This window comes from Desulfovibrio sp. SGI.102 (assembly GCF_050314315.1).
In the GTDB taxonomy this organism is placed as follows: Bacteria; Desulfobacterota; Desulfovibrionia; order Desulfovibrionales; family Desulfovibrionaceae; genus Desulfovibrio.
The window spans coordinates 1-22,951 of record NZ_JBNPNC010000004.1 but is presented as its reverse complement, the minus strand read 5'-3'; the positions used below and the strand labels follow the sequence as shown (position 1 = coordinate 22,951).

Genomic DNA, 22,951 nt, shown 5'->3' with positions numbered 1-22,951 from the left:
ATCAGGCTTCTCCTCTGGTGTTTGTCATTTCTACCGGTGCCCAACTTTCTTCCGTATATCTGATGACGGGATGCGCGAAGTGCCTGCACAGGAATTCCTCCCCTGTGGCAAGATCCTTCAGCCTGAGCTGTCTTCCGATGGCGAGGACCGTGTAATCCTCATTGGGAACACCGAGGTTTATCCTGTCTCCGGCCACAAGTTCCTGCGACGTGACCTGTACGGGGACCGACACCGTATCCTCAGGCACGGAAGACAAGTTTTCCACCGCTGGCTCTTCCGCGGTCATCTGGGTGGAACTCAGCCTGTCGATCTGGCGTTGCGCGGCGTCCAGCCTTGCTTTGAGCAAATCAAGTTCACCCCGGGCGGCTTCGCGTTCACAGCGCGTGGTTTCAAGTTCATCCCGGGCGGCTTCGAGTTCATCCCGCGCGGCATTCAGCCTGCCCCTTTCCTCGGCCAGTTTCCTCTCAAGGAACAGCTCGCGTCGTGTCGGCGTGACGGATTCCCAGTCCCTGGAGCTGTACGACATCTTCCAGGTGAACTTCGTGTTGCCGCCTGTACGGAGGAATTCCTTGTAGAGCATGTTTCCATCCTCCAGTAACCCGTTCCTCCCGCCACTGAACCACCAGTGGAGCAGGGCGCCGGTGAAGGACGCCACGCTTGCCCCGGTGTAGGATATCGCACGCTCCGTACAAGCCTCCTGGACAGCATCCTCCGCCTGAAAACAGGCCTCATCCATGTAGGTGCTGAAAAACATCGAGGCGTCCCTGAAGCTTTCTCTTTCCGACAACCCCATGTTCCTTGCCGGGATGATGTAAGCATTCCAGTCTCCAAGGGACATGCGGTAATCAATGAACAGTTGGGGCAGTTTGTCCCTTACCGTATTGCCGGTACCATTCCTGATGTGTTCCATGACGGATTCCCGCAACTTATGTATGAAGCTGTTGCGGAACTCCGCGCTGTCCGTGCATCCGATGATGATGTCCGGGACAAAGCCGAGATCGTCCGCGATATCGGCATGCGTCATGACACGCTTTTGCCGTGCCACGATACTGAGTCCTCTGTACTGCAGGGCCGCGCGCCTGACAGCCTCCACCTTCGGCAGGCCGATGTCAAAGATGCTGTGTGCCTGCGGCCCTACATTCTCGATACCTACGGTGTCATCGTCGTAGATGATGACCTGCCGGAAGCCCATGGACAGCAGGATGCGCCATTGCCAGTTGCCAAGGCCCCCTGCGCCGATGATGCAGCAGGAGGCCTGCTTCACGGCGCGCAGGTTCAGCGCCGTGGAAAAGCGCGTATCCGCGTCGTCCATGTTGAATTCCGGGTCGTCCTGGAGGCGTACGGCCTTGTCCCGCAGGGCGGCATAGTAGGCATCGGACGCCTGTGCGAACAGGGCATCTTTGTTACGCTGTTCGTTACGCTGTGCATTGGAGCCGGTTTCGGAATCAGGCAAGGAATCAGATACAGTTCCAGATACAGACTCTACAAGCATCTCAAGGAATGAGGCGGCGTCCTGTTCTTCGTTGGATGTGACTTGTTCTTCGTTTTGTGTAACATGTTCAATTGTTGTGGTCGTCTGTCCTGTTTGTGTCATAACTTCTGTTTGTGTCATAACTTCTGTTTGTGTCATAACTTCTGTTTGTGTCATATCCCACTCCATTTGTTTGTTTCACAAAAAAGCGGCGTACATGTTACTATGCACGCCGCTCCCAAGATTACTGCTTTCGAGATTACTGCTTTCGAATTTCGTGGCTGTTGCCGAGGTCGATGGCCTTGCACACGATGTAGATGATGTCATTGCACAGGGCGTTGGTAACGTCGTTCGCGTAGTCCTCAGGATCCTGGTAGGATTCAAGGCAATCATCCGGGAAGGCAAGCAGTTCGGATACGGAAGGGGAAGGGATCGTTGGGTCGTTCAGAGGATCGTTCATAGGATCGTTCATAGGATCGTTCAGATCATCCTGGCTATCCTCCCGGCTGTTCGGCACGGCGTCCAGTTCCCCAGCCCCGTAGAGCCGGGACACATTGCGCATGTACTTCGCGAGCGTCGTCCCGAGGAAGCGCAGCTTGTTCTCATCCTTGAGATCCTGGTCTCCGGCACGTTCCGCCCAACCTCCGTCAAGGCTAAGCAGCCACATGGTGATACTGAACAGCTCACCCATCTTGTCTTGCTCGTAGCGTGACGCCGCCTCCTCGCGAGATGCCGACCCCTCATGGAGTTCCCGCATGAAGTAGCCTCCGACAGTAAGGTAGAACGGATCACGGGCATCAAGATCCACATCTTCACCAATGCCGATGTCCTGAAGAAAGTTCACCAGTTCCGCCAGATTCGATGCAGCCCCTCCCACGGTTTTCAGGGCGTGTCCCCCGTCGGGAGCGGCTGTGTCTCCGGTGCAGGCGAAAACGGGACGCGGCCTGGACAGGACTCCCGGCTTGTATGTCCAGCTCCTGAGGCTGTCCCCGTCAGTGTTGCCGTCCAGAGGCATCACCTTGCCCCGGCCGGGTATGTTGAGGCCGTCGTGCAAGCTGTCGCCAGCAATGTCACCGAACAAGTCGACTACAGTCGCCACCGACCTGCCTCTGACCATTTCGCCAACAAGGTCGTCCAGTTCCTTCTTGCGGCTTCTGGAAAGCCATTCGATGTATTCGGGACGGTTGCACGCGATGGCCACGGCGGCATCGACCCTGGCAAGGACAGGCGTGTAGGTCACCAGGCTGCACTTGATGCCGCCGTCGGCGTTGACCACGACGTAGAAGCGGTAGTCGTCCATGTACCCAAGGTCATCCCTGGAGAACTGCTGCTCATCGTCGATGCCGGACCAGAAGATACCGTTCCTGCCGTGGCTGTGCAGATGACACAGATGCCTGTGCAGGCCGTTCTCTTTGTAGTAGGGAACATCCTTCAGCGCATCGAAGTACTTGCGGCAGTCATCGGCATCGAGGGAAACACCGCCCACACTCGCCTCCTGGCCCGGCATGAAGAAGTCGAAGGCCAGGAAGACGGGCTTGTGCGCGTGGAGACGCTTCAGCGTAAGGAACATGGCCAGCTCGCTGTTGGCGTTCCGTTCCACCATATGGCGGATCTCCCGGTACAGCGTCGCCGTGAAGCACAAGACCGGTACACGTCCTTCGTGGATGAGTGTGTCGAGACTTTTGACAGGGACGTCCTTCTGCCCGGGAATGGGGAAGTACATGGCATCCTCCGATACCAGTTCCGTATCCCAGTCGCTGATGCGCAAAGGATTGGGGTCATGGAAGGGGTAGTGAAATGCGGACGGCTTCGATTTGTTTTCAGCCTGCTTGTTTTCCTGCTTGTTTTCCTGCTTGTTTTCCTGCTTGTTTTCCTGCTTGTTTCCAGCGGGTTTTCTCCCGGTGAGAGCTCCGGCAATGGTTTTCTGGATGTTCGTAATGCACGACATGAGAATTTCTCCTTTGTTTGGTGGTTGCCCGCGGGTAACTTTGTCACGCTGCCCGGAAAAAATTCAGGGCCGCCGGGTGATGTCCCCGACGGCCCTTCGGCTGTTTTTTGTGGTGCTTTGCATTTGTCTTATCGCTCTTCGTCTCTGTTCTCCTCTTCGTCTCTGTTCTCCTCTTCGTCTCTGTTCTCCTCTTCGTCTCTGTTCTCCTCTTCGTCTCTGTTCTCCTCTTCGTCTCTGTTCTCCTCGTCTGTGTCCGCAGGCATGCCTGTGCCCACACTGTTCCCGAAAGCCGTATCCCATTCGTGCAGCCGTGCCTCGATCCATTCATGTCCGGGATCAAGATATCTGCGGAGTGCCGACATGCTCTCACCGCCAATTCCCCATGCCGGGCCGTAATCAAGCAATGCTGACGGCGCGGCAAGCATGGTGGCCGGAGACATCCAGGGCCTGTATATGCACGGGGCGGCTACTTCGTTCGTGTCCTTCAGAAGCCTGATGTCATTCCGCATGGCGTGCATGAGGCAGTCCCTGATAAAGGCGTTACTCACGCCTCTGGACGATGCCCAGCTGTGCAGGACGCTCGCCCAGAGGAAAGCGTACGCATTCATATATCGCGCCAGAGCAGTTTCCGGATCGGCTTCGGCAGTGTTTGCCGCCACGCAATACAGTCTGAGCGGATCAAGGAAGTTGTCCTGCACGTCTTTGCCGACATTGTCGGAAAAAACGGTCACCCTTTCATGCAGCCTGTCCATAACGGCATGTACGCCAACGCGTTCCTGCAGTATCGCGAGGAGCTCCGATGACATGTCAAAGCACGTACGCGTGTGGAAGAACGTCATGCTGTCCGGCAGGTTCACGATCCCGCAGGGTGATGTACCATACATGTCCGACAGATTGGCCTCCAGGAACCACAGGCAGATCTTTCTGATGACCAGGATGAGGGTTTCCGGCGTCATCCGTCCCCTGCACCCTTCGTCGTACAGCCGCATGAAGTCGTTGTTTCCCTGGCATACGGAGCTGAACCAGCCCTGCCGGTCATTGATGGCATGCGGGTGCCCGACCTGCCCTTTCCTGAGCCTTTCCTCGCCATTTTCCACAACATACGCGGAACACTGTTGCATCCTTATCCCGCCGTTTCGCTGCAACCTTGCCTCGAATTTGTACACAGGCAACGTCATGTAGATGATCTCGCGGTTTTTTACGAGATCATTGCCGGATGTGCCTAACACGTTCCTGTTCCCGTGGAACAAAAGAGGTTGCCCGACGGTAAGGATAACAAGTTCGTTCGTTTCCGTGCATGTGTACACATGGAGCCAGGGGAACAGTCTTTTGAGTTCTTCCAGCATACTGGAAGTGACGTTCCTGACGTCTCCCATTTTTTCAAGGGTATCGAGCTCGTTCTGCAAGAGGATGACGCGTCGTCTCGCAGCATTGAGGTCGAACACAAGCTGCTCCTTTCTTTGCTTCGTGCTGACAGTTGTAAAGAACATGCGATTGATGTTCTCGCATGCGGCATTTTGATCAGTCGGCATAAAGTCTCCTTCTGGTCGTTGTTTTTGGGTCGTTGTTTTTGGGTCGTTGTTAAAGCAGATATATTTTGTGGAACAGATTCACGGGGTCTACCGTATTCGCAGTTCCTGCCGTGCCCGTATTGCATCCAGAATCGCCACACGTTCCTCCAAGAAGAAGCGATTGGTCTTCACGACCGTTCTTGAGATAGGTGAGCACGTCGGTAAGGCCACAGTAAGAGACGATACCGGGCTTGCGCTCCCTGAGAAAGCCCGTGACGACGTCCGGGAAAGACAGTGATTCAGGATTCATGAGTACGTTCTCTTCCGTATTCAAACTGACAAGCGGGTCGTAAGCCTCCATGCCGTACAGGTTTCTGAGGAGTGCCGCGACTTTTCGAGCTGACGGGAAGAGAAGGCAGATCATGCCGGTGTCATCCCTCCCGATGAAGGCGGGGACAAGCAGGCGCGGGGCCTTGCGCAGCTCCACCCCGACGCAGCACCCGGGCATGGTACCGTTTTTCGTGCCCCTGTGGTGAAGGAAGATTGTGCGGTTGTTGTCGATGAACCTGATCCGTTCGAGATCCGCGGCGTCATCGATAAGTGAACAGTGACGCTCGGCCGCTTCCGGACCGTCACCGGCATACTGGTTATTCACGACGTCACCATGCAGCTTTCTGGCATTGAGGATGATATTTTTCGTGGCTACCAGATTTTTCATGCTTATGTCAGGCAGCAGCATCCTTCCATACGTCGGGACTGAGTATTTGAGTACGTTGTATACTCTTTCGTATATATTCCAGACGCTGGCAGTGACTTCTTCGTTGAGCATTCTTGAAAGTACCTGGAAGTCTTTTATGACATACGATTCGAGTCTGAAATATTCCGTGACAAGATCGTGTGTGTCCATCTCTCCAAAGCCTGTTTCCGGGCGTGCGCACGCGAACGCCTGCATATGGAAAGCCATGAACAGCGAACAGGCTTGTTGAATGCCGCCAAGCGTATAGAGTTTGCTGATGTACTCCATGTGCCCCAGGAGTTCGGACATGAAGGATATGCTCCTGGACAGGATGTATTTCGTGATGTGCAGATTTTCAGGTGACTTTTCCTCAATGATGTCGACGCCGTTTTCCAGACAGCGATTGCCGTAGTAGTTGACGTAGTTGAAGGGAACGAACCCGTACGGATAAAGATAGGTCCATCCTTCCTGGTTTAGCATGAAGACGGCTTTGTTGATCTCGTCCTCAAGCGTAAAAAGGGTGTCCCATTCATAACCTTGCAGAGTCGACAGGGCTTCGAGGATGTCCATGTACCTTATGGTATGATTGTCCGCGAGATGACTAATGACCTTGTCCAGGATGTTTCCGAGGCAGTGTCTGTCCATCGCAAGGGAGGCGCATTTGTACGGGGAGGTTGGCGGGATTGGGGAAAATTTTCTCTGCGCCGTTTCTTCGGCGTAATTTTCTCTGATAACGTGTGCAAGCATGATGGAAATCTCCTTTTTGCATACTTATAACAGAGGACAAAGAGTTTTACGGAAAATACGGCTAAAAATAAGCAGGTTTCGGTAACAGGCGTCTACTATATGGAGGACAGGCCGGTGACCCGGAAAAGGATCACCGGCCTGTTTGTTCGCGGCACGTAGGGTTGCGGTGTCGGGGAAAGAGCCTCAGAAACCGGGGCTCAGGAACCGGAACTAGGCCGCGGCGTTGCCGGACGAGTACTTCTTGGTGGCCAGGACGATGCTGTCGCCGTTGTTCACCACGACATCAAGATCCCCGGCCGTGATGCCGTTGACGAGGACGTCATGCTTGGAAGGGTTGACGCCGAGCTCCTCAGTAAGGACCTCGCGGAGGGTGATGCCCTCTTCAGAGCGGTACTGGACGGGTTCACGGCCTTCGGTCACGACGGTGTAACGGACGAAAGTGATAGCGGGCATGAGATGCTCCTTTGATTAAGGTTGTTTATACGTGGCCCTGTCGGGCTGCCAAAACGAAAGATGCAGGATATATCCTTTATCTTCAGTGACTTATAACATTAAATAGTAATAATTACTAATAATGAGGTCGAAATTTCCGCAGTTAACAGGCATTTTTCGTTAGTTGTGTTGTTTTATTGAATTTTTTCGACCGATTTTTTGCGGTGATTGTGTAGTAATTCCTCCTATTTGTGACGTAACTATATAAAATTTATCACTATCAAATGCGTAAATGACTCTTTTTTAATAAAAACAAGTAGATAGCAAAAATATAATGTTACTTAAGACAGCAAAAGTACACTATAACTTTTATTATAGGTACAATCAGGAATTTCTACTAATAATTTGTTTACGCATTTAAATTTTCGATGTAGTAAAATCAATATGTTAAAAATATATCTATATTTTGATTTTCAGCAAAAACTAAATGCGGAAAAATTCTTGCTGAGTGGGCAAAAATTGTTTAGCGAATCAGTCCCAAAAAATAAGGGTTAAATGAGTGTTTTGATGAGGCCGATTCTAAATGCGGAAATATAATCTTCTCTAACGGCTTCTAAATGCGTAAATGAATTTAATAAGGTACTCTATACTATAGTAAATTGCTTGGTTAGCACTTTAGAGGTACTGTAGTTGAAATCTATTTTCAAAAAATATGGCCCTAGAGCCACAACGATTTGCGGGAATATAATTATATTGAATTATATATAAGCTATTTTGCAAACTCTAGAAAAATTTCAAATGCGGAAATTTTTGAAAACTGTTTGCGCAGTGAATAAATTACGGACTAATATACCGGCAAAATTGCATACGTAACTACCTGTATTAACTGATATTTAAAATGCGAAAATAAATGCGGAAATGGCTAATACCTAAGTATTTGAAATTATGCATTATCCTAAAAACAACTACTTTCCGGAAAAAATGCATACCCCCACGGGCGTGAGGTGTGATGTAAGCGATGATATGCCTGTATACGCGGGCCATGTGTTAAAGTAACTTATAAATACGCCTCTTGTATTTTTATGTATTACATATCATATGGGAGAAATATAATATATATTATATAATATATATTATATATGTATATCAAGATATATTGATATAATATACTTTAACACATGCCTGTGTGTGACGCATATATACATGCACCACGGGACGTAAAACACGTTACGTTTCCCGTATGGGTGTGTGTTTTTTTCGGAAAGTAGTTGTTTTTTGGATAATGTGTAATTTCAAATACTTAACTATCCGCCGTTTCCGCATTTAAAATGGCCTCCGTAACTACTTAATTTTATAGTAGTTTTGGAGGCCATTTTTACAAAATATTAGTTTGTAATTTCCTCACTGCGCAAACAGTTTTCAAAAATTTCCGCATTTAACATTTTCGATAATAAAAGTTATAGTGCTATAACTTTTATTATTTACCATAGATAAGTATTTGAGAACGTTAATGAAGTCCTCCTACTTTGGTCAAAATCCGAAAATATAGATAAGTTTAAGTACGTCAGCAGGTTCACAGCGAAGTCCTCACGGGTGATCTCCCGGGTCGTGATCTTGTACATCGGCCAGGCCCTTCTGAGCAGCAGCATGAGCAGCAGCTTGCCTGTCCCCGTCGGGACGGTCGTGAAAAGCATCGTACTGGTCAGCGGATTGATATCGCTAACGCTTGCCGTATGCGGGTTTTCCGCCGTTCCGGTGACTGGCGGGAGCGCCAGGCCCACCAGCGGGGCCGCCGCCGTGATCGCCTCGCTGACGCGTGCGTTCTCCGACTTCCCGATCTTCCCGCAGGCCGCGAAACACAAGGCCGTCAGGATCATGTTCAGCCGGTGGAACGTCCTTCCGTCGGACCGCCTGAACGACTTTTCCGGCGCCGCCAGGACCTTGCGTGAGCCGACCGACAGCGGCATGTCCCCTTTCGGCACCGAGAGCGCTGTTTCCCTGGCCCTGCAGGCCAGCGTCGCGGCATGCGCCAGCCCCATGTAAAGCCGCATGCCCTCTTCCTCGTCGCAGCCAAGGGCGTAGAGCCAGAGCACGTAGTTCATGGGCATCGTCACCCAGTCGCCGGCACTTTCCGGGAGCCGCATAAGCAACTCCTCGAATTTGTTTGCGAAAGAGACACCGGGGACTTCGAATTCCGCCCTGTACCCGTCCCTGGTCACCTTGGCCAGCTCCACCAGCCGTCTGGCCCAGGCAGGATCCTCCGTCCTGTTCCTGAGCGAGACTTTCCCTGCATCCACGCGTACTTTCGCGCCCTTGCGCATAATAACCTACCTTTTTGCTATGAAATATGGCAAAATCGCCGATTTCCCAAGATTGGCAAGGGGTTTCAGGCATTTTTACCCGGCATTCGGACGTGGTCGTTTGCCGTCTTCCCGGACACCCTCGGGTTCTTATAACGCGCGGCTACCTGATTTTCGACGGACGTGGCATCGGACATGGCAAAATTTCGCACAGAATTGCTTCTGTGAGCTTTCAAATGCAATTTTGCATACCGGGATAGCTGGCAAGTCAAAAAATCGCTTAGAATTTAAATACGAGCGATTTTTTGGCATATCGCATTTTCAGCACGAGACGCAGCATCGGACATAGCCCAAAACGGGCCGCAAACGGCCCAAGGAGCTTCGAAAGCGCTCTGTCCCGTACCGAGTCACGGACACGGCCCTTTTGGCGCTCAGGACGCATCCTCACGCGATTTCGCCGACTGAGCCTCCGGCATCGTCAGGTCCCCGATACCGCTGAGCCCCGGACACTGTCTCCGGCAATCTTCTTGGCAGCGTAATATCCTGAAAAATCAAGGAGCCCCGGATGTTCAGAAGAGCCCGCCGGCTCGCCGGCACAGCGGCGCAGATCTTCGCTTCGCCAAGCGTCACCCCCGAAACCCCCGTTAACAGTGACAGCAACTTTACTTCAACTCTTAATCAGACTGCATCTACTGCAATTCGAACTGCAACTCAAAGTAACAGTGCAACTATAAACGGCAATGATATGAGTAAGACAAATATCTTTCAGACCCCCGTCCCTCCCCAGGCGACACCTTCCACCGGACATGGTGTGAAGACGGCATCAGGTGCTGTCATGCACTCCGTCCTCGAAGACATCCTGTCCAAGACGGCGAGCCGCGAAGTCCTCGCGGGCTGGGCCGCTGGCAATTTCGGCACGTTCACCAATACGGCGGGGACGGGGTTCAAAGACACGTTCAGAAACACCGCCGGACGCGTCAATGCCGGCGCGGCACGGGCGGCGGAAGCGGCACAGGAGCGTGCGAAGAGAGCCAAAGAGTTCCTTGGCAGGCACAAGCGTGGCGTCGCCGGACTCGGCGGTCTTGGGGGCGTAGGCGCCGGTGCCGCCTTCCTTACCCCGGAGATCGCGGAGACACTGTCCCAGACGGCGCGCAGCGGCTACGTCTACGGACGTCGCGCCATGCGTCTGGACGATGCCGTGAGCGCGGCCAACGGGACAGACAGGGAGGGGCGGTAGATGGCCAAGACATTCGCCCAGTATCTTATCGACAAGACCCTGCCGCCGGACATGGCCATCACGAGGCAGGTGGACAAGTCCTACCTCAACGAGCTGCTCGGCGAGGTGGCGCGCCGGTACCCTGACCGCTACGACGCGACCGTCTCGGCCCTGAAAAAGCTCGGCGACACCTTCTCCACCATGGAGCCCGTGACCATGGGCCTTCGGGAGATCGAGGTGCCGAACAGGGAGAAGCGTGACGCCATCATCAAAAAGTACACGGAACTGGTGAAGAAGGATCGCGGTGATGACGACAAGGTCATCGGCCACCTTACGAACCTGCAGATGGACCTGGCGAAGAACGATCTGGACGGGTCGAAGGACGACGCCTCCGTCATGGTCCGCTCGGCCCTGACGGGGAACAAGACCCAGCTCATGAAGCTGCGTACCTCCCCCGGCGTCGTCGGGGCCCATGACGGGAGCGTGGTGCCCGAGATCTTTCCCAAGAGCTATGCCGAGGGCGTCGACCCGCTCCATTTCTGGCTCGGTGCCGTGGAATCGCGCCGAAACATCGCCCAGGGCGCCGTATCCACGGCCAAACCCGGCGAGATGCTCAAGGTCTTCAGCAATACCCTGTCCACGTCGGTGGTCTCGTCCGAAGATTGCGGTTCCGAACGCGGCATCCTGCTCGGCACTCGCGATGACGACATCATCGACCGCTACCTTGCCCGTGACGTCGCAACGTACAAGCGCAACGACCTCGTCACGCCGGACATGCAGAAGGACCTGCTGGCTCGCGGCATAACGCAGGTCCTCGTACGCAGTCCGGAGACCTGTGACGGCAAAGGCGGCTCCGTATGCCGGATGTGCATGGGGCTGCGTCCCGGGACAGGGAAGAAGTGGGAGATCGGGGACAACGCCGGTCTGGTCACCGCGGGCAGCCTTGGCGAGCCGCTTACTCAGATGACGCTCTCTTCGAAACACTCCACGTCCATGGCCGTGAAGCATGAGGGCCTGCGTGGCGAGGCGGGCTTCCGCCAGTTCGTGGAATCGCCGAAGAACTACCCCAACGGCAAAGTCCTGTGCGAGGTCATCGGCACTGTCTTCCGCATCAGGCAGGCGCCGCAGGGCGGCAAGATCATCACCATCCGGCAGACGCGTCCCGTCCCTGAACGCTACATCGTCAATGCCAATCCGACGCCGGGCATGCGCAACCACTGGGACTACCACATCCCTCCGAACCTCAGGCTCGCGGAGGGCGTGGAAGAAGGCGTCGAGGTCTGGCCGGGCAAAGAGCTTTCAACGGGCGTCGACAACCTCAAGGACATCGCCCGCCTGCGGAATCTCGGCTTTGCCCGCAGCGCGGCCGCCCAGAACATGTACGACATCTACAAGGCCTCGGGCATGAAGATGGACCGCAGGCACTTCGAGCTCCTGGCCAGGAACGCCCACGCCTATGTGAGGATCATCAAGGCACCGAGATCGTCAGACCTGCTCCCTGGAGATGTGGTCACGTACCAGGAACTTGTGGAGAAGGTGAGATCGCTGCCGTACAGGACGGTGAAGACGGACGCGGCCCTCGGCATGGTCCTGGCGCAGGGTGTCCTGGACCTGACTGTGGGAACTGAAATCGATGCACGCACCCAGCAATATTTACAGCAGAACATGGTCAATGAAGTTCGCGTGACGCAGGAGCTGGAAGTGGCACCGGAGACGACGCCCCTGACGCGGGTGGTGACGAAGTCGCCCGACTGGCTCTCTGCCATGAACCACCGCTACCTCAAGGACCAGCTTCGTGACGCGGCATCTTACGGCAAGAAAAGCGATATCCACGGATACAATCCCATCGCCGCGTATGCGTACGGCACGGAGCTTGGCCACGGACAGGGCGGGACGTACTGACCCGGCCATGGAACAGGCCGCGCGCCCAGCAGCGCGGCATAACGAAGCACCCAGACAGAGAACACGACATGGCCCTGACCCCAACCGTATTCGTATCCACCGTCGTCAAAGACCAGGTGGGCAAGCCTGTCCAGGGCGCCGTGGTCGAAGCGAAACTCACAACGGTCGACCGCTGGCAGGGCTATGTCGTCCCAAAGAGCTACAAAGGCTTCACAGGGGCTGACGGCATCTGCCGTCTCGCTGTCTTTCCGAACGAACTCGGCACGGAAAGCAGCGAGTACCTCTTCACCGTCAAGCTCCCTGACGGTACGGGCTTCAGCGCTCTGGCCACCGTCCCCAACCATGACTGCCATCTGCACGACATCACGGAACTCGAACCGTACGAGCCGCGCGGTACCGGCGCCGTCATCACACCGGAAGTGGCTGCCTACGCCGACACGGCGGCGAAAGCTTCAAGGGATGCTTTAAAAAGCGCCCAGGAAGCGCGTCTCTTCGCCCTGGAAGCAGTACCGGACGAAGACGATCCGCAAAGTTTCGGCTCGGCCAAATACCATGCCGAACACGCCGCCCGATCCGCGAAGGCTGCCGCGGATTGGGCGGAGAGCGGGAACAGCCCCGGCGGTGAAGGCACGAAGTCTTCGAAACGCTGGGCCGAATCGATGACGGAGCACGGTAACTTCTCCGTGTTCCGCATCATCTTCGTCACAAAGCTGTGCCTGCACCGTCTGTCCGTACGTTTCCGCGAGCTCCTGGCCAAGGCCGAGGAAAAGGTCAACGGCTTGATCCTGTCTGTGGAAGGGACGCTGCAGGAGCTCGTCGGCACCGCGTCGTCCCATGCCGACAGGGCGGAGAAGGCTGCTGAAGAGGCCGGTCAGGCACGCGATGAGGCCCTCGAGGTCCTGGACTCTGTCGACCGCTATGCAGCCAGCGCCCAGGAGCATGCGGACAGGGCGGCGAACAAGGCGAACGAAGCTGCGGACAGCGCGAAAGCTGCCGCGGGAAAGGTCGAGGAAGCACGTGGCGTCGTTGCCGATGCGAAGCTGGCCTTCGAGAAGGCTTCGTCAGAGGCGATATCCGAAGCGAAGTCCTGGGCTGACAAGGCTGAAACGCAGGCTGGAGAAGCCCGCGTACAGGCCGGCAGGGCACTGGAACACGCCGGTACGTCCTGCGAGTGCGCCGAGGATGCGAAGACAGCCAAGAAGCTCGCCGAGAAAGCCCGGGACGACGCCGTCGCCTTTGTCGACAACCTGGTCGTCGCCCGGCGATACAACTGGGTGCAGCAGGCCCCGCTGGCTGAGGGAGATCTGGTGGAAGTGCCGGATCACACCGTCAATGACGGCTCCCTCCTCGTCTGGTGCTCAGGCATGCTGCTGCAGCCCGTTTTTGAATATGAGGAAGTGGACAGGACACATATCCGCGTCCTGTCAGACGTGCCGTACACCACCTTCTGGTGCGCGATCGTCGTCACCGGTCTGGATTACTGGGAAAAGCCGCTCAGTCTGCGCTGGATCCTGTGGGACGACTACCAGAAGGTCATCGACCCGGACTTCCTCTTCGACAGCGGAACGGTCGTCCTTCCTGAAGAGGAAGTCGACTTCTTATACAGACAACCATAACCTCCAAGGTAACTACCATGACTATCATCAAAGGTTTGCTGAAGGACAAGCTGGGCAACCAGCTGTATCCCGAAACCAGTTTCGACCAGGTCAAGGACGATGACGGCAAGACCCTCAAGGTCTGGCGTGGCGAGATCGACGGCAAGGTCACCACCTATGACGGCCTGCTGGGCCCTGACGGTAACATCAAGCTGGAAAAGCTGCCCGAGGTCCTGAGCAAGTTCAAGGGCAGCTTCGCCAATGCCGAAGCCCTGCCCAAGGAAGGCACCGCCGGTGACTACGCCATCTGCAACGACACCGACACCATCTGGGTGTGGGACGCTGAAAAGGCCGGGGCCCCCGGCTGGATCGACACCGGCAAGAAGGGCAACGTCACCAGCGTCAACGGCAAGACCGGCGACCTGACCATTGAGCTGGCCGACCTGGGCGTGACCATCAGTGCCGCCGACATCAACGGCCTGCCTGCCAAGGTCGACACCAAGGTGGCCACGGCCGACATCGTCGACAACGTGACTTCCACCGATACCAACAAGCCTCTGTCCGCCAATCAGGGCAAGGTGCTGGACGGCAAGATCACCGCCCTGTCCGGCGTGGTCGACACCAAGGTGGCCACCGCTTCCATCGTCAATGACCTGGCCACCGGCGGCGCCGCCGTGCCCCTGTCCGCTGAACAGGGCAAGGTGCTCGACGGCAAGGTGGCCGCCGCCGCCACCACAGCTGCCGAAGTCGACTTCGCCGTGGTGGAGAACGGTGCCCCGGCTCCCGCCACCCTGCGTGAAGGCGGCATGTACTTCGAAAAGGCTTCCGCGTAGCTGAGGCGTATCCAACCGGAGCATCGAGATATGAGAGGAACCCTGAAGAACAAGCTCGGCTCTCCCATCTGGCCCGAAACGGTGGCATCCGCCGTCACCGTCCAGATGGATAATGAGCAGTACCCCCTGGACGCTGTTCTTGCCGCGCTGGATACCGATCCGGTGGAGCATTATTCCGCGTCACGATCCAACGACATCGCCGGCGGCACGTCCTATACCGTGCCGCAATACATCGTCGGGGCCTCTCATATCTCGGTGTATCTGGACGGGCTGAAGTGCGCCCTTGGTACCGACTTCCATGAGGCCGGTACCGAGGGCCAGCCTTCGACCAGTATCACGTTCACGGACACCGTGGACAAAACGACAAGCATCCTCGTCCGTGTCGGGAGGTAAACATGGCCGGCGCTTTTCAGATCCTTAAGCAACTCAAAGAGGCCGGCGATTATATAGCGAACGCGCCTCAGGCTTCCACCGTGGCCCCGAAGGCCCATGGAACGGCGGCGCCCGGCGTGTCCCGAAGCTACGCCCGTGAGGACCATGTCCACCCGAAGCAGACGACGGTGTCCACAGCCTCGAAGCTGGCGACGAAGCGCAATATCGCCCTGACCGGCGCGGTCACGGGGAGCGCCGACTTTGACGGTTCGGCCGGCATCTCCATTGCCGCCACGCTGACAGGTTTTGATGCTTCAAAGATCACGTCCGGCACCATCGACATCGGGCGTATCCCTGCCGCAGCGCTGGAACGTCTGGTCGTTGTCGCCGACGTGGCCGCTCTGCTCAAGCTCAAGAGCACCGATGTCCAGACAGGGGACACCGTACAGATCACGGCCGCTTCCAGTATCAACGGTGTATCCTACCCGGCCAAGGCCATGTTCCGCGTGACGGACGGCGCTGTTTTTACCGGGTCGCAGACAGAGCAGACGGTGAGTGGCGCCCTTGTCGTGTACACGGCAGGTGCCGCGGCATCCGTGCCGTGGTCCGGCGTAACGGGAAAGCCGTCGACGTTTGCTCCGTCCGCGCACGATCACAGCGCGGATAACATCACGTCCGGTACGCTGGCCACCGTCCGTGGCGGAACAGGGCGTACCGACGGCAAGGCCGTGGCCCTGGCCACAGCCCGTACGATCTCCCTTACCGGGGACGTCACAGGATCCGCGTCGTTCGACGGTTCGAAGAATGTCAGCATCACGGCGAAGCGGAAGAACGACACTACGCAGCACTCCGCGTCCGGTACGCGGTCATCCGTCATCGCCGCCAACGCGGACTATACCGTGCCGTCGTACATCGTCGGTTCCGGGCACCTGAAGGTATACCTTGACGGCGTGATGTGCGCCGGCGGCGATAACGCAGATACGTGTACCTACAAGGAAGTGGGGACGTCCGGCTCGGCCTCGACGCTCATTCGGTTTTACCAGGATATTCCCGCGACGATGGACGTGCTGGTGACCGTGTAGGAGCCTGTTGAAAAATGCGTCGATGTGATTGATAATCCATCCAGTCAGGTGTGCGACGGACGGTCGACGAAGAGCCGGAAATGTCGGCAATAATGTCGCCGGCAAAAAGGCCCCATTCACGACAGAATGGGGCCTTTTTGTTTTGATTACGGCATGTTGCAACTATGTGGTTTGACTTTATAGTTGAATAGGCCTTGAAGGTAGGCCGCCTTTTTCTTATACTCCGCCTGCCTCCACAGACAGCGCGAAGTCCTGCCCCGTGAGGAGGTGGTGCACATGCTGAAGATCAGCGTGTCCATCAAGGTCACTGCCGGAGCTGTGGCCCTTCTCCTGACTGTCCTGCTGCGTTCGTGCAGCTAGCGATATTGGATAAGGTTCGACCCCGGTAGTTCGGCAAAAACTACCGGGGCCGCTGAAACTTGAACCCTAACAGGTTTGGGTGAGGCGCGGGGTTCGCGCAGGGCGGTGGGTGTTAGCACCACTCACCGCCCTTTTTTTGTAAGCATACCGGCAAAGTCATGTCAAGTATTTTGCCTGACGCGCCGCTCTGTCAGGCCTGCCACAAACAGCCTCCGTTCCATGAAGAGACGGCTTTGTCGGCGAGAATGGCCTGTCATCCAGCTCGTTTCTGGTGATATAGGCGATATCATGAGGAATATTTTCAGGCATCTGACTGTCTCCGTTTGGCGCTGAAGTATTCCTTCATCTTTGCCAACGATACACGGCCGCAAACACGGTACCTGACGAAGAGTGCAACCAAGTGTCCAACTTGCACTCTTCCTTGCACTCTTCGGACAGTTCGTGCGCTGAAATATTTCATAACTTGCTTATTTTAATGAATAACAGCAAAAATACGAAGAGTGCGACCAAGTGTCCAATTTACACTCTTCTTTGCACTCTTCGGACAGTTCGTGCGCTGAAATATTTCATAATATACTCATTTTAATGAATAACAGTAAAAATACGAAGAGTGCGACCAAGTGTCCAACTTGCACTCTTCTTCGCACTCTTCTTTGCACTCTTCCACCACGCACGGCTTTCGGAGTGTTGACAGAATTGGCAAAATATGTACTTATATCTGTACAAAAGGAGGTGCATATGTCGCAGGCCATCACCTACACCGAGGCACGGCAGAACCTTGCGGAAATCATGAACCGGGTCTGTGACCACCACGAACCCGTCATCATCACACGCCAGAAGTCTCCCTCCGTGGTGCTGATGTCCCTGGAGGACTACAACGCCATCATGGAGACAGCCTACCTGCTGCGTTCCCCGGCCAATGCCGCCCGGTTGCGGGATTCATTGCACGCCGCTGACACGGGCAAGACCGTACAGCATGACCTTAAGGATTAGCACCATGCTGCTGACCTGGACGCCCCAGGCGTGGGACGATTACCTGTACTGGCAGGCGACCGACAAACGGACGCTGAAGCGCATCAATGAGCTGCTGCGTGATGCGCTCCGCAATCCGTTTGAAGGCCTTGGCAAGCCGGAGCCGCTCCGCTTTGACCTTGCGGGATGCTGGTCCCGTCGCATCAATCAGGAAGACCGCCTTGTGTATCGCCTTGACGAGCAGGGGGCGGCTCTGATCGTCCTCCAATGCCGCTACCATTATTGACCGCTCGCACACGACGCGCTTTCATCTCCTGAATCTCTGTCTCCCCGCAAAGCAATATTTATCCGGCAACCACCTGGTTGCTCAGAAATTTTGCCTACCAGGAGACATATCCCATGGCTTTCCCCAATCTTCTCAAGCGCCTTTTCGATACGAACGGAGCAGGCGTCACCCTGCGTGGCGACATCATGCCATTCAGCGCGGAAGCGCCCAAGGCCGGCGGTACCGCCTCCGCGGGTACGTCCAACACCGTTGCCCGTGCCGACCATGTGCACCCGGCACAGACGATCGGCACGGCGTCCGGAACTGTTTACGGTACGACGAAGCTCAGCGATGCTACCAACAGCACGTCCGGTGCCGATTCCGGTGTGGCTGCCACTCCTAAGGCCGTAAAGGCTGCGTATGACAAGGCCGTTGAGGCGAAGAACGCCGCTGATGCAGCTGCCAGCTCTATCGATCCGTGGAATATTTTCCCCATGCGCGTGCCTATTGCCATCGACGGCGTGACCTTCGGCGGGAGCGACGGCCGCCGGGCCATCATGCCTGGGGAGACAGAGGCCCGTGAGGACTGGATACTCTGTGACGGTGGCAGCGACGGCAAGGGCGGCACCGTGCCCGATCTGCGTGGACGCATGATTCGGGGCGCGTCGGATTCCGTGCCCGCTGGCTCCACTGGCGGATCGGAGACGCATTCGCACAGTATTTCCGGCACTGTCGGGGCTACGACACTGTCCACGAGCCAAATGCCGAGCCACACGCATAGCGTCCCCAATCAAACCGGGCTTAATACCAATGGCCATCATCTGGATGGCTGGAGCTGGGGGAACCCTTTGAATACTGATTCAGCTGGCGGTAGCCAGCCCCACACCCACACACTGGACGGCGCGTCTGGGGAAGCATCCTCCCTGCCCCCGTACTACACGCTTGCGTACATCATGCGATGCGCATGATCAGGGCCAGGGCGTAATAGGGCGGCAGACTATCGGAAGCGCCGGATGCTCCCGATAACGTATGTGTATGGGGCTGGGAGCCACCGGTATTTTCCGTTAGCCGGATTGTTCCTCCGGTCGCCTCCCAGACCTGCAGGGGTGTTATCGTTCCGATGGCACCCGCGTATGTCTTAATATTGTGCCTGTGGCTGGCCAGCTGTGCTTCCGTGAGGGTCGTGGCCCCCACAGTGCCGGAAATACCCGGCCACAACCCTCAACCCCGTGTCTGCCGGGGCTCAGACGCGGATTACATAGTGCCCCGCATAGTACGGCGAAATATGGTTGGCCTCTGTTGACGACACGTCAGACAGAGAATGGCTGTGTGATCCACCGCTGCCGACAGAAAACGTGTCGCTGTGGGAGTGAGAACTACTTCCACCAGTAGTAGATGTAGAGCCAGTAGTTTCTAAAAATTGAGATGCGCCTTGTGACCATGTACTGCCAGGATAATGAAATTTAGCATAGGTATGTGAGTGTTTCGGCATCTGCGATGTGGTCAAAGTCATGGCACTCACACTGCCTGAAAGCGTGTGGCTATGTGACCCGCCCTCCCCGACAGTGCCGGAAACACCCGGCCACCACCCCCAACCCCTCGTCTGTCGCCGCTCAGACGCGGATCACATAATGGTCAGCATAGTACGGCGGCAGGCTGCTGGCCCCCTCGGAGCTGACCCCGGACAGGCTGTGCGTGTGAGGCTGAGAACCGCCGGTTGTACCTGTTATCTGAGAGATAGGTCTATACGCAGCATCAGCATCAGTGGAGCCGTTTCTCATCTGATAGGTGGGAGACCCCATATACGCATGCTCATGGCTTGCCAGCTGCTCCACACTCAACGTCGTGGCGCCGACAGTGCCGGAAAGATTTTTTAACCCGCCGCAATGCGGCAAAAAATAAGGAGAAAAGACATGTCCAGAGTAACCGTTGTGCCTGCGGACAGGCTCGTGATCGTGGACGATCAGGCCCTGACCTTTGATTTCAACGCTCCGGGGCGCATGCACGCGCTGCAATGGGATGGGCTGCAGGGCCACATCGAATGGAAAGGCTACGGCCATGAGCAGCCCCACAATGAGCCCCTGGCCGCCGACAGCTACGCGGATCGGGTCGCGCCGTATGTGGCCCTGTGGGAAGAGGAGAAAAGACGGCTGGAAGCCGAAGCAGCAGCCGCCGAGGAAGTCTACAACTCCCTGGAGAACGTGAAGGCCCGCAAACTCGCCACCATCGACGCCGAGACCTCTTCTGCCATCATGGCCGGGTTCGAGTGCGAGGCCACCCCGCCGGATACCAACACGCTGGAGCTGCTGCACTTTTCCTATGACAGTTTTGACCAACAGAACTTCGCCGACGCGGCTGTGTCCATGCAGCTCGCGACGGCCAGCGACGGCGGTATTCCCACTACCACGCCCTGGAATGCCTACCGTAACCACACGGCGGACAGCAAAGGCGACCTGGTTATCTTGCAGTTGACCGCCGAGACCTTCCTGCCCATCTATGCGGCCGCGCTGAATCACAAGGCAACGAAAATGGCCGAGGGCGGGCAGCGTAAGGCCGCCGTGGCCGCTGCGCAGACGGTGGAAGAGGTGGAGACTATCTGATAGGCCATTTAGCGATCACTTTATCAGCTGGTCCTAATTTTACAGGCAATGCAGACAAAAAAGCCCGGTCCTGGGGGGACCGGGCAAGGAGGAGCACCACGGGCGGTACAGGCATGGTGCTCCTTATCGTCTAAGGCTGCCACATTTGGAGACGATTATCTTATTAAAGCGCCTGTTCCATATTTTGTCAAATTTTTACCGCAATTTTTTGACAAAAAATATATCTTGGCGATTTTACTCCGCAAAAAACATATACCCGCCTCTTCAAAAGAGACGGGTACAGTACCACACACGCCATGTATGTATGGATTTTTTCTTGCCCAACCACGACAAGAGGATGTTTCAATCCACAGTCGCCCCGTCCGCCGACTGAGTCCGCCGCCGACGGATAGGGTGGCTGTGGATTGAAACTCCCTTTGATGAAACGCATTTTAAGGTAAGCATACAAACATTTTTTTGTCAAACCAGGTGGGAAATTTTTTCAAAAAAGCAATGGCCCGGTCCACGATAGACCGGGCCAAGCACGATATGCCGCACCAGAACGGCATCCAACAGGGAGACCAACGCATCCAGTATGCTCGTATTTAGAAAATCATGCGTATTCTGTTTTGTCAAGGTACAAAAAGAAAAAACAGATTGTCCAACTATCTACACACGGTGGATCTTTTTTCGTCATGACAGTTGAATCCACGGCATCTTCGCGGCAATATCTTTGGAAATCACGCGGAGAGATCCATGCACAAAAATTTCACGTCCGTTGAGGCGAAATTCGCCGTCATCAAGCACAATATCTGGCAAACGCTCATCTGTTTCGACCAGATGTTCAACTGCCTTTTCTTCACTGTCGTCAGCTTACTCATCAGTACCGGCAATCCGTCATCCGGCAAGGTCTGGGCCGACGAGACTCTGTCCAGTCGCTGCTGGCGCCTCTCTCTGGCAGGCACGGACTGGCCACGGAAGATCGTCGACGGCCTGTTCCTGCTTTTCGGTGATCTCGATCATTGCCGTGAGGCGTACGAATCTGAACGTCTGGGAAGGCAGCTGCCGCCGGAGTTGAGACGCTAGGCCAGAAAGGACTATCCGGAAAGGCCTGTGGACGCGGCAGGTACGCTGTCACCATGGGGTGCGGAGAATAATGTGGCAGATTCCGCGATCTCTGCGGTGAACATTGTGTTTGCGGCGAATATCACGCATAATCACCGCAAGGAGTGCGGAGAATATGCGATACATACACGAAAGGCCGGATTGGCCTGACTTCAGATGGGATCTCTCCGTCCTTGCGGAGCCTTTGGCAGCTGTGAGGTACCGGCAAGGACTGCTGCTCGGCCGCATGAGCACTCTGGGATTTTATGTCCGCTCTGAGGCCGGGCTTGCGGCCATGACCATGGACATCGTGAAATCCAGTGCCATAGAAGGTGAGAGGCTCGATGCCGCGCAGGTAAGGTCATCACTGGCCCGCAGGCTTGGTCTGGAAATGGCCGGAATGGTGCCGTCCGGAAGGAACGTGGTTGATAAAACTCTCCTCGTATCATGCATGCTTGAACTGGTTATTCTAGTAGATACCCCTGCTTAGTTCGGAGCTAAGTGGGGGTTTTCTCATTTACGAAGTTATACTTTCTTAACTGATTCATGCCAGCTATGGCCAGCATCACTAGATAAGCTACTGACGTTTTGTATACGTACCATCTAAGTGTGCTCCAATGCCACACCAGCCAAATTCTGGAGTCTCTATTATACTTATTGTTTTATTGCCACTGTTATCAATACCGACATATCCAGTCACAACAGCATATTCTTTATCCCCTAAATCGTTATATGCCTTGCATATAAGTATATTATCAATCACAGTACATGGTGACGCGAATTCACAGGATGAACCTCGCGGAGAAGAGTTAGAAACACTGATATTTATCTCTGAATTCAAAAAAGAAATCACAGTCTGTCCGTATTCTGGATATCTTGTCATTCCATCCATATCAAACTGCTCACCATCAGGTTCGCCATATGTATATTTTCCAGACCATTGAACAGCGAACTCAAGGAGTGCAAGTCTGTCCTCGATAGACATCTTTCTTTTTGTATCACCAAGATCGTGGTTTGCAAATTTAAGCAACTTGTCTGCTTGCTGGTTTGTGACTATTGTAGCAGCCGCAGCGAGTGATGCCCCATTTTTAACGATAGCATCAATACGTTCACTCCTGCTGTTTAGCCACTGTCTTTGCTCAGCAAGAGCAATTTTAAAAAATTCAGTTCCTTTTAAGTCTTTACGAATCCTGTCCCAATTTTTGTTGAGTATGTCATTTGCTTGTTTGTATCCATAATCTTCTTTCATAAGTTTTTCATGGTCACTTTCACTGAAAGAAAACGCCACAGTCGGCATAAGGAATATAACTGTAAGAAGTACCATAATAAATTTTGACATCTTGCACCTCTACTAATTCTGTTTTTTGTCAGTTAGCAAATTCTTTCTGAGAAGCGAAACGACCGTGTGCACTTGGCTGAGGATCTAATGCTGACAACCATCTGTCGTGATCCCCATACCATTTTTGCTAAACATATTTTACCGAGAAGACAACGTTTAGCTATATGTGATATGAGGAGGCACAAAC

19 protein-coding genes are annotated in these 22,951 nt (G+C 55.0%); 12 read left to right on the top strand and 7 right to left on the bottom strand.

Annotation, left to right across the window (positions count from 1 at the left end; genetic code table 11):
- Nucleotide 1 precedes the first annotated feature (1 nt).
- The 6 genes from ACQRCJ_RS01815 to ACQRCJ_RS01790 all read right to left on the bottom strand — a co-directional run bounded on the left by ACQRCJ_RS01815 (nt 2) and on the right by ACQRCJ_RS01790 (nt 9,166).
- The gene (locus tag ACQRCJ_RS01815; RefSeq protein WP_427799231.1) at nt 2-1,648 is read right to left on the bottom strand and encodes a ThiF family adenylyltransferase; all 1,647 of its coding nucleotides are present in this window, start codon (nt 1,646-1,648) and stop codon (nt 2-4) included.
- A gap of 82 nt (nt 1,649-1,730) precedes the next feature.
- On the bottom strand, nt 1,731-3,419 hold the full coding sequence (locus ACQRCJ_RS01810; protein ID WP_427799230.1) for a hypothetical protein: 1,689 nt from the start codon (nt 3,417-3,419) through the stop codon (nt 1,731-1,733).
- Nucleotides 3,420-3,547: 128 nt separating this feature from the next.
- Nucleotides 3,548-4,951: a hypothetical protein gene (locus ACQRCJ_RS01805; RefSeq protein WP_427799229.1), complete on the bottom strand. Its 1,404-nt coding sequence runs from the start codon at nt 4,949-4,951 to the stop codon at nt 3,548-3,550.
- A gap of 49 nt (nt 4,952-5,000) precedes the next feature.
- Nucleotides 5,001-6,413 (bottom strand): hypothetical protein, encoded by a 1,413-nt coding sequence (locus tag ACQRCJ_RS01800; RefSeq protein ID WP_427799228.1) that lies wholly within the window; start codon nt 6,411-6,413, stop codon nt 5,001-5,003.
- Between the two features lie 210 nt (nt 6,414-6,623).
- On the bottom strand, nt 6,624-6,866 hold the full coding sequence (locus ACQRCJ_RS01795; protein ID WP_168935928.1) for a hypothetical protein: 243 nt from the start codon (nt 6,864-6,866) through the stop codon (nt 6,624-6,626).
- Between the two features lie 1,460 nt (nt 6,867-8,326).
- A complete protein-coding gene (locus ACQRCJ_RS01790; protein ID WP_427799227.1) occupies nt 8,327-9,166 on the bottom strand; it encodes a hypothetical protein in 840 nt (279 codons plus the stop codon).
- Between the two features lie 814 nt (nt 9,167-9,980).
- Between ACQRCJ_RS01790 and ACQRCJ_RS01785 the strand changes: the two genes are divergently transcribed.
- The 12 genes from ACQRCJ_RS01785 (at nt 9,981) to ACQRCJ_RS01730 (ending at nt 21,915) form a co-directional block, all read left to right on the top strand.
- A complete protein-coding gene (locus ACQRCJ_RS01785) occupies nt 9,981-10,382 on the top strand; it encodes a hypothetical protein (protein ID WP_427799226.1) in 402 nt (133 codons plus the stop codon).
- A complete protein-coding gene (locus ACQRCJ_RS01780; RefSeq protein WP_168936273.1) occupies nt 10,383-12,263 on the top strand; it encodes a hypothetical protein in 1,881 nt (626 codons plus the stop codon). It abuts the gene before it with no gap.
- 68 nt (nt 12,264-12,331) lie between these two features.
- Nucleotides 12,332-13,879 carry a hypothetical protein gene (locus ACQRCJ_RS01775; protein ID WP_427799225.1) on the top strand — a complete coding sequence of 516 codons (1,548 nt, stop codon included), beginning with the start codon at nt 12,332-12,334 and terminating at the stop codon, nt 13,877-13,879.
- 17 nt (nt 13,880-13,896) lie between these two features.
- Nucleotides 13,897-14,691, top strand: a complete 795-nt coding sequence (locus tag ACQRCJ_RS01770) for a hypothetical protein (RefSeq protein WP_427799224.1) — start codon at nt 13,897-13,899, stop codon at nt 14,689-14,691.
- A 30-nt stretch (nt 14,692-14,721) separates the two neighbouring features.
- Nucleotides 14,722-15,084 (top strand): hypothetical protein, encoded by a 363-nt coding sequence (locus ACQRCJ_RS01765; RefSeq protein WP_427799223.1) that lies wholly within the window; start codon nt 14,722-14,724, stop codon nt 15,082-15,084.
- Nucleotides 15,085-15,086: 2 nt separating this feature from the next.
- A complete protein-coding gene (locus ACQRCJ_RS01760; protein WP_427799222.1) occupies nt 15,087-16,145 on the top strand; it encodes a hypothetical protein in 1,059 nt (352 codons plus the stop codon).
- Between the two features lie 1,098 nt (nt 16,146-17,243).
- On the top strand, nt 17,244-17,498 hold the full coding sequence (locus ACQRCJ_RS01755; RefSeq protein ID WP_427799221.1) for a type II toxin-antitoxin system Phd/YefM family antitoxin: 255 nt from the start codon (nt 17,244-17,246) through the stop codon (nt 17,496-17,498).
- Nucleotides 17,499-17,502: 4 nt separating this feature from the next.
- A complete protein-coding gene (locus tag ACQRCJ_RS01750; RefSeq protein WP_168936265.1) occupies nt 17,503-17,763 on the top strand; it encodes a Txe/YoeB family addiction module toxin in 261 nt (86 codons plus the stop codon).
- A 113-nt stretch (nt 17,764-17,876) separates the two neighbouring features.
- A complete protein-coding gene (locus tag ACQRCJ_RS01745) occupies nt 17,877-18,710 on the top strand; it encodes a tail fiber protein (RefSeq protein ID WP_427799220.1) in 834 nt (277 codons plus the stop codon).
- Between the two features lie 945 nt (nt 18,711-19,655).
- Nucleotides 19,656-20,342 (top strand): hypothetical protein, encoded by a 687-nt coding sequence (locus ACQRCJ_RS01740; RefSeq protein ID WP_427799219.1) that lies wholly within the window; start codon nt 19,656-19,658, stop codon nt 20,340-20,342.
- A gap of 735 nt (nt 20,343-21,077) precedes the next feature.
- Nucleotides 21,078-21,407 carry a hypothetical protein gene (locus ACQRCJ_RS01735; protein ID WP_427799218.1) on the top strand — a complete coding sequence of 110 codons (330 nt, stop codon included), beginning with the start codon at nt 21,078-21,080 and terminating at the stop codon, nt 21,405-21,407.
- Between the two features lie 154 nt (nt 21,408-21,561).
- Nucleotides 21,562-21,915 carry a DUF4172 domain-containing protein gene (locus ACQRCJ_RS01730; protein ID WP_427799217.1) on the top strand — a complete coding sequence of 118 codons (354 nt, stop codon included), beginning with the start codon at nt 21,562-21,564 and terminating at the stop codon, nt 21,913-21,915.
- A gap of 87 nt (nt 21,916-22,002) precedes the next feature.
- On the opposite strand, the gene ACQRCJ_RS01725 is transcribed toward ACQRCJ_RS01730, so the two are convergent.
- Nucleotides 22,003-22,764: a hypothetical protein gene (locus tag ACQRCJ_RS01725; protein WP_427799216.1), complete on the bottom strand. Its 762-nt coding sequence runs from the start codon at nt 22,762-22,764 to the stop codon at nt 22,003-22,005.
- Nucleotides 22,765-22,951 lie beyond the last annotated feature (187 nt).

Bases quoted from the DNA above. Each gene is read 5' to 3' on its own strand.
- ACQRCJ_RS01790 (WP_427799227.1), bottom strand. From the start codon at position 9,166: ATGCGCAAGGGCGCGAAAGTACGCGTGGATGCAGGGAAAGTCTCGCTC.
- ACQRCJ_RS01740 (WP_427799219.1), top strand. From the start codon at position 19,656: ATGTCCAGAGTAACCGTTGTGCCTGCGGACAGGCTCGTGATCGTGGAC.
- ACQRCJ_RS01725 (WP_427799216.1), bottom strand. From the start codon at position 22,764: ATGTCAAAATTTATTATGGTACTTCTTACAGTTATATTCCTTATGCCG.
- ACQRCJ_RS01745 (WP_427799220.1), top strand. From the start codon at position 17,877: ATGGCTTTCCCCAATCTTCTCAAGCGCCTTTTCGATACGAACGGAGCA.
- ACQRCJ_RS01805 (WP_427799229.1), bottom strand. From the start codon at position 4,951: ATGCCGACTGATCAAAATGCCGCATGCGAGAACATCAATCGCATGTTC.
- ACQRCJ_RS01750 (WP_168936265.1), top strand. From the start codon at position 17,503: ATGCTGCTGACCTGGACGCCCCAGGCGTGGGACGATTACCTGTACTGG.
- ACQRCJ_RS01780 (WP_168936273.1), top strand. From the start codon at position 10,383: ATGGCCAAGACATTCGCCCAGTATCTTATCGACAAGACCCTGCCGCCG.
- ACQRCJ_RS01735 (WP_427799218.1), top strand. From the start codon at position 21,078: ATGCACAAAAATTTCACGTCCGTTGAGGCGAAATTCGCCGTCATCAAG.
- ACQRCJ_RS01800 (WP_427799228.1), bottom strand. From the start codon at position 6,413: ATGCTTGCACACGTTATCAGAGAAAATTACGCCGAAGAAACGGCGCAG.
- ACQRCJ_RS01785 (WP_427799226.1), top strand. From the start codon at position 9,981: ATGCACTCCGTCCTCGAAGACATCCTGTCCAAGACGGCGAGCCGCGAA.
- ACQRCJ_RS01765 (WP_427799223.1), top strand. From the start codon at position 14,722: ATGAGAGGAACCCTGAAGAACAAGCTCGGCTCTCCCATCTGGCCCGAA.
- ACQRCJ_RS01760 (WP_427799222.1), top strand. From the start codon at position 15,087: ATGGCCGGCGCTTTTCAGATCCTTAAGCAACTCAAAGAGGCCGGCGAT.
- ACQRCJ_RS01730 (WP_427799217.1), top strand. From the start codon at position 21,562: ATGCGATACATACACGAAAGGCCGGATTGGCCTGACTTCAGATGGGAT.
- ACQRCJ_RS01810 (WP_427799230.1), bottom strand. From the start codon at position 3,419: ATGTCGTGCATTACGAACATCCAGAAAACCATTGCCGGAGCTCTCACC.
- ACQRCJ_RS01770 (WP_427799224.1), top strand. From the start codon at position 13,897: ATGACTATCATCAAAGGTTTGCTGAAGGACAAGCTGGGCAACCAGCTG.
- ACQRCJ_RS01815 (WP_427799231.1), bottom strand. From the start codon at position 1,648: ATGACACAAACAGAAGTTATGACACAAACAGAAGTTATGACACAAACA.
- ACQRCJ_RS01775 (WP_427799225.1), top strand. From the start codon at position 12,332: ATGGCCCTGACCCCAACCGTATTCGTATCCACCGTCGTCAAAGACCAG.
- ACQRCJ_RS01755 (WP_427799221.1), top strand. From the start codon at position 17,244: ATGTCGCAGGCCATCACCTACACCGAGGCACGGCAGAACCTTGCGGAA.
- ACQRCJ_RS01795 (WP_168935928.1), bottom strand. From the start codon at position 6,866: ATGCCCGCTATCACTTTCGTCCGTTACACCGTCGTGACCGAAGGCCGT.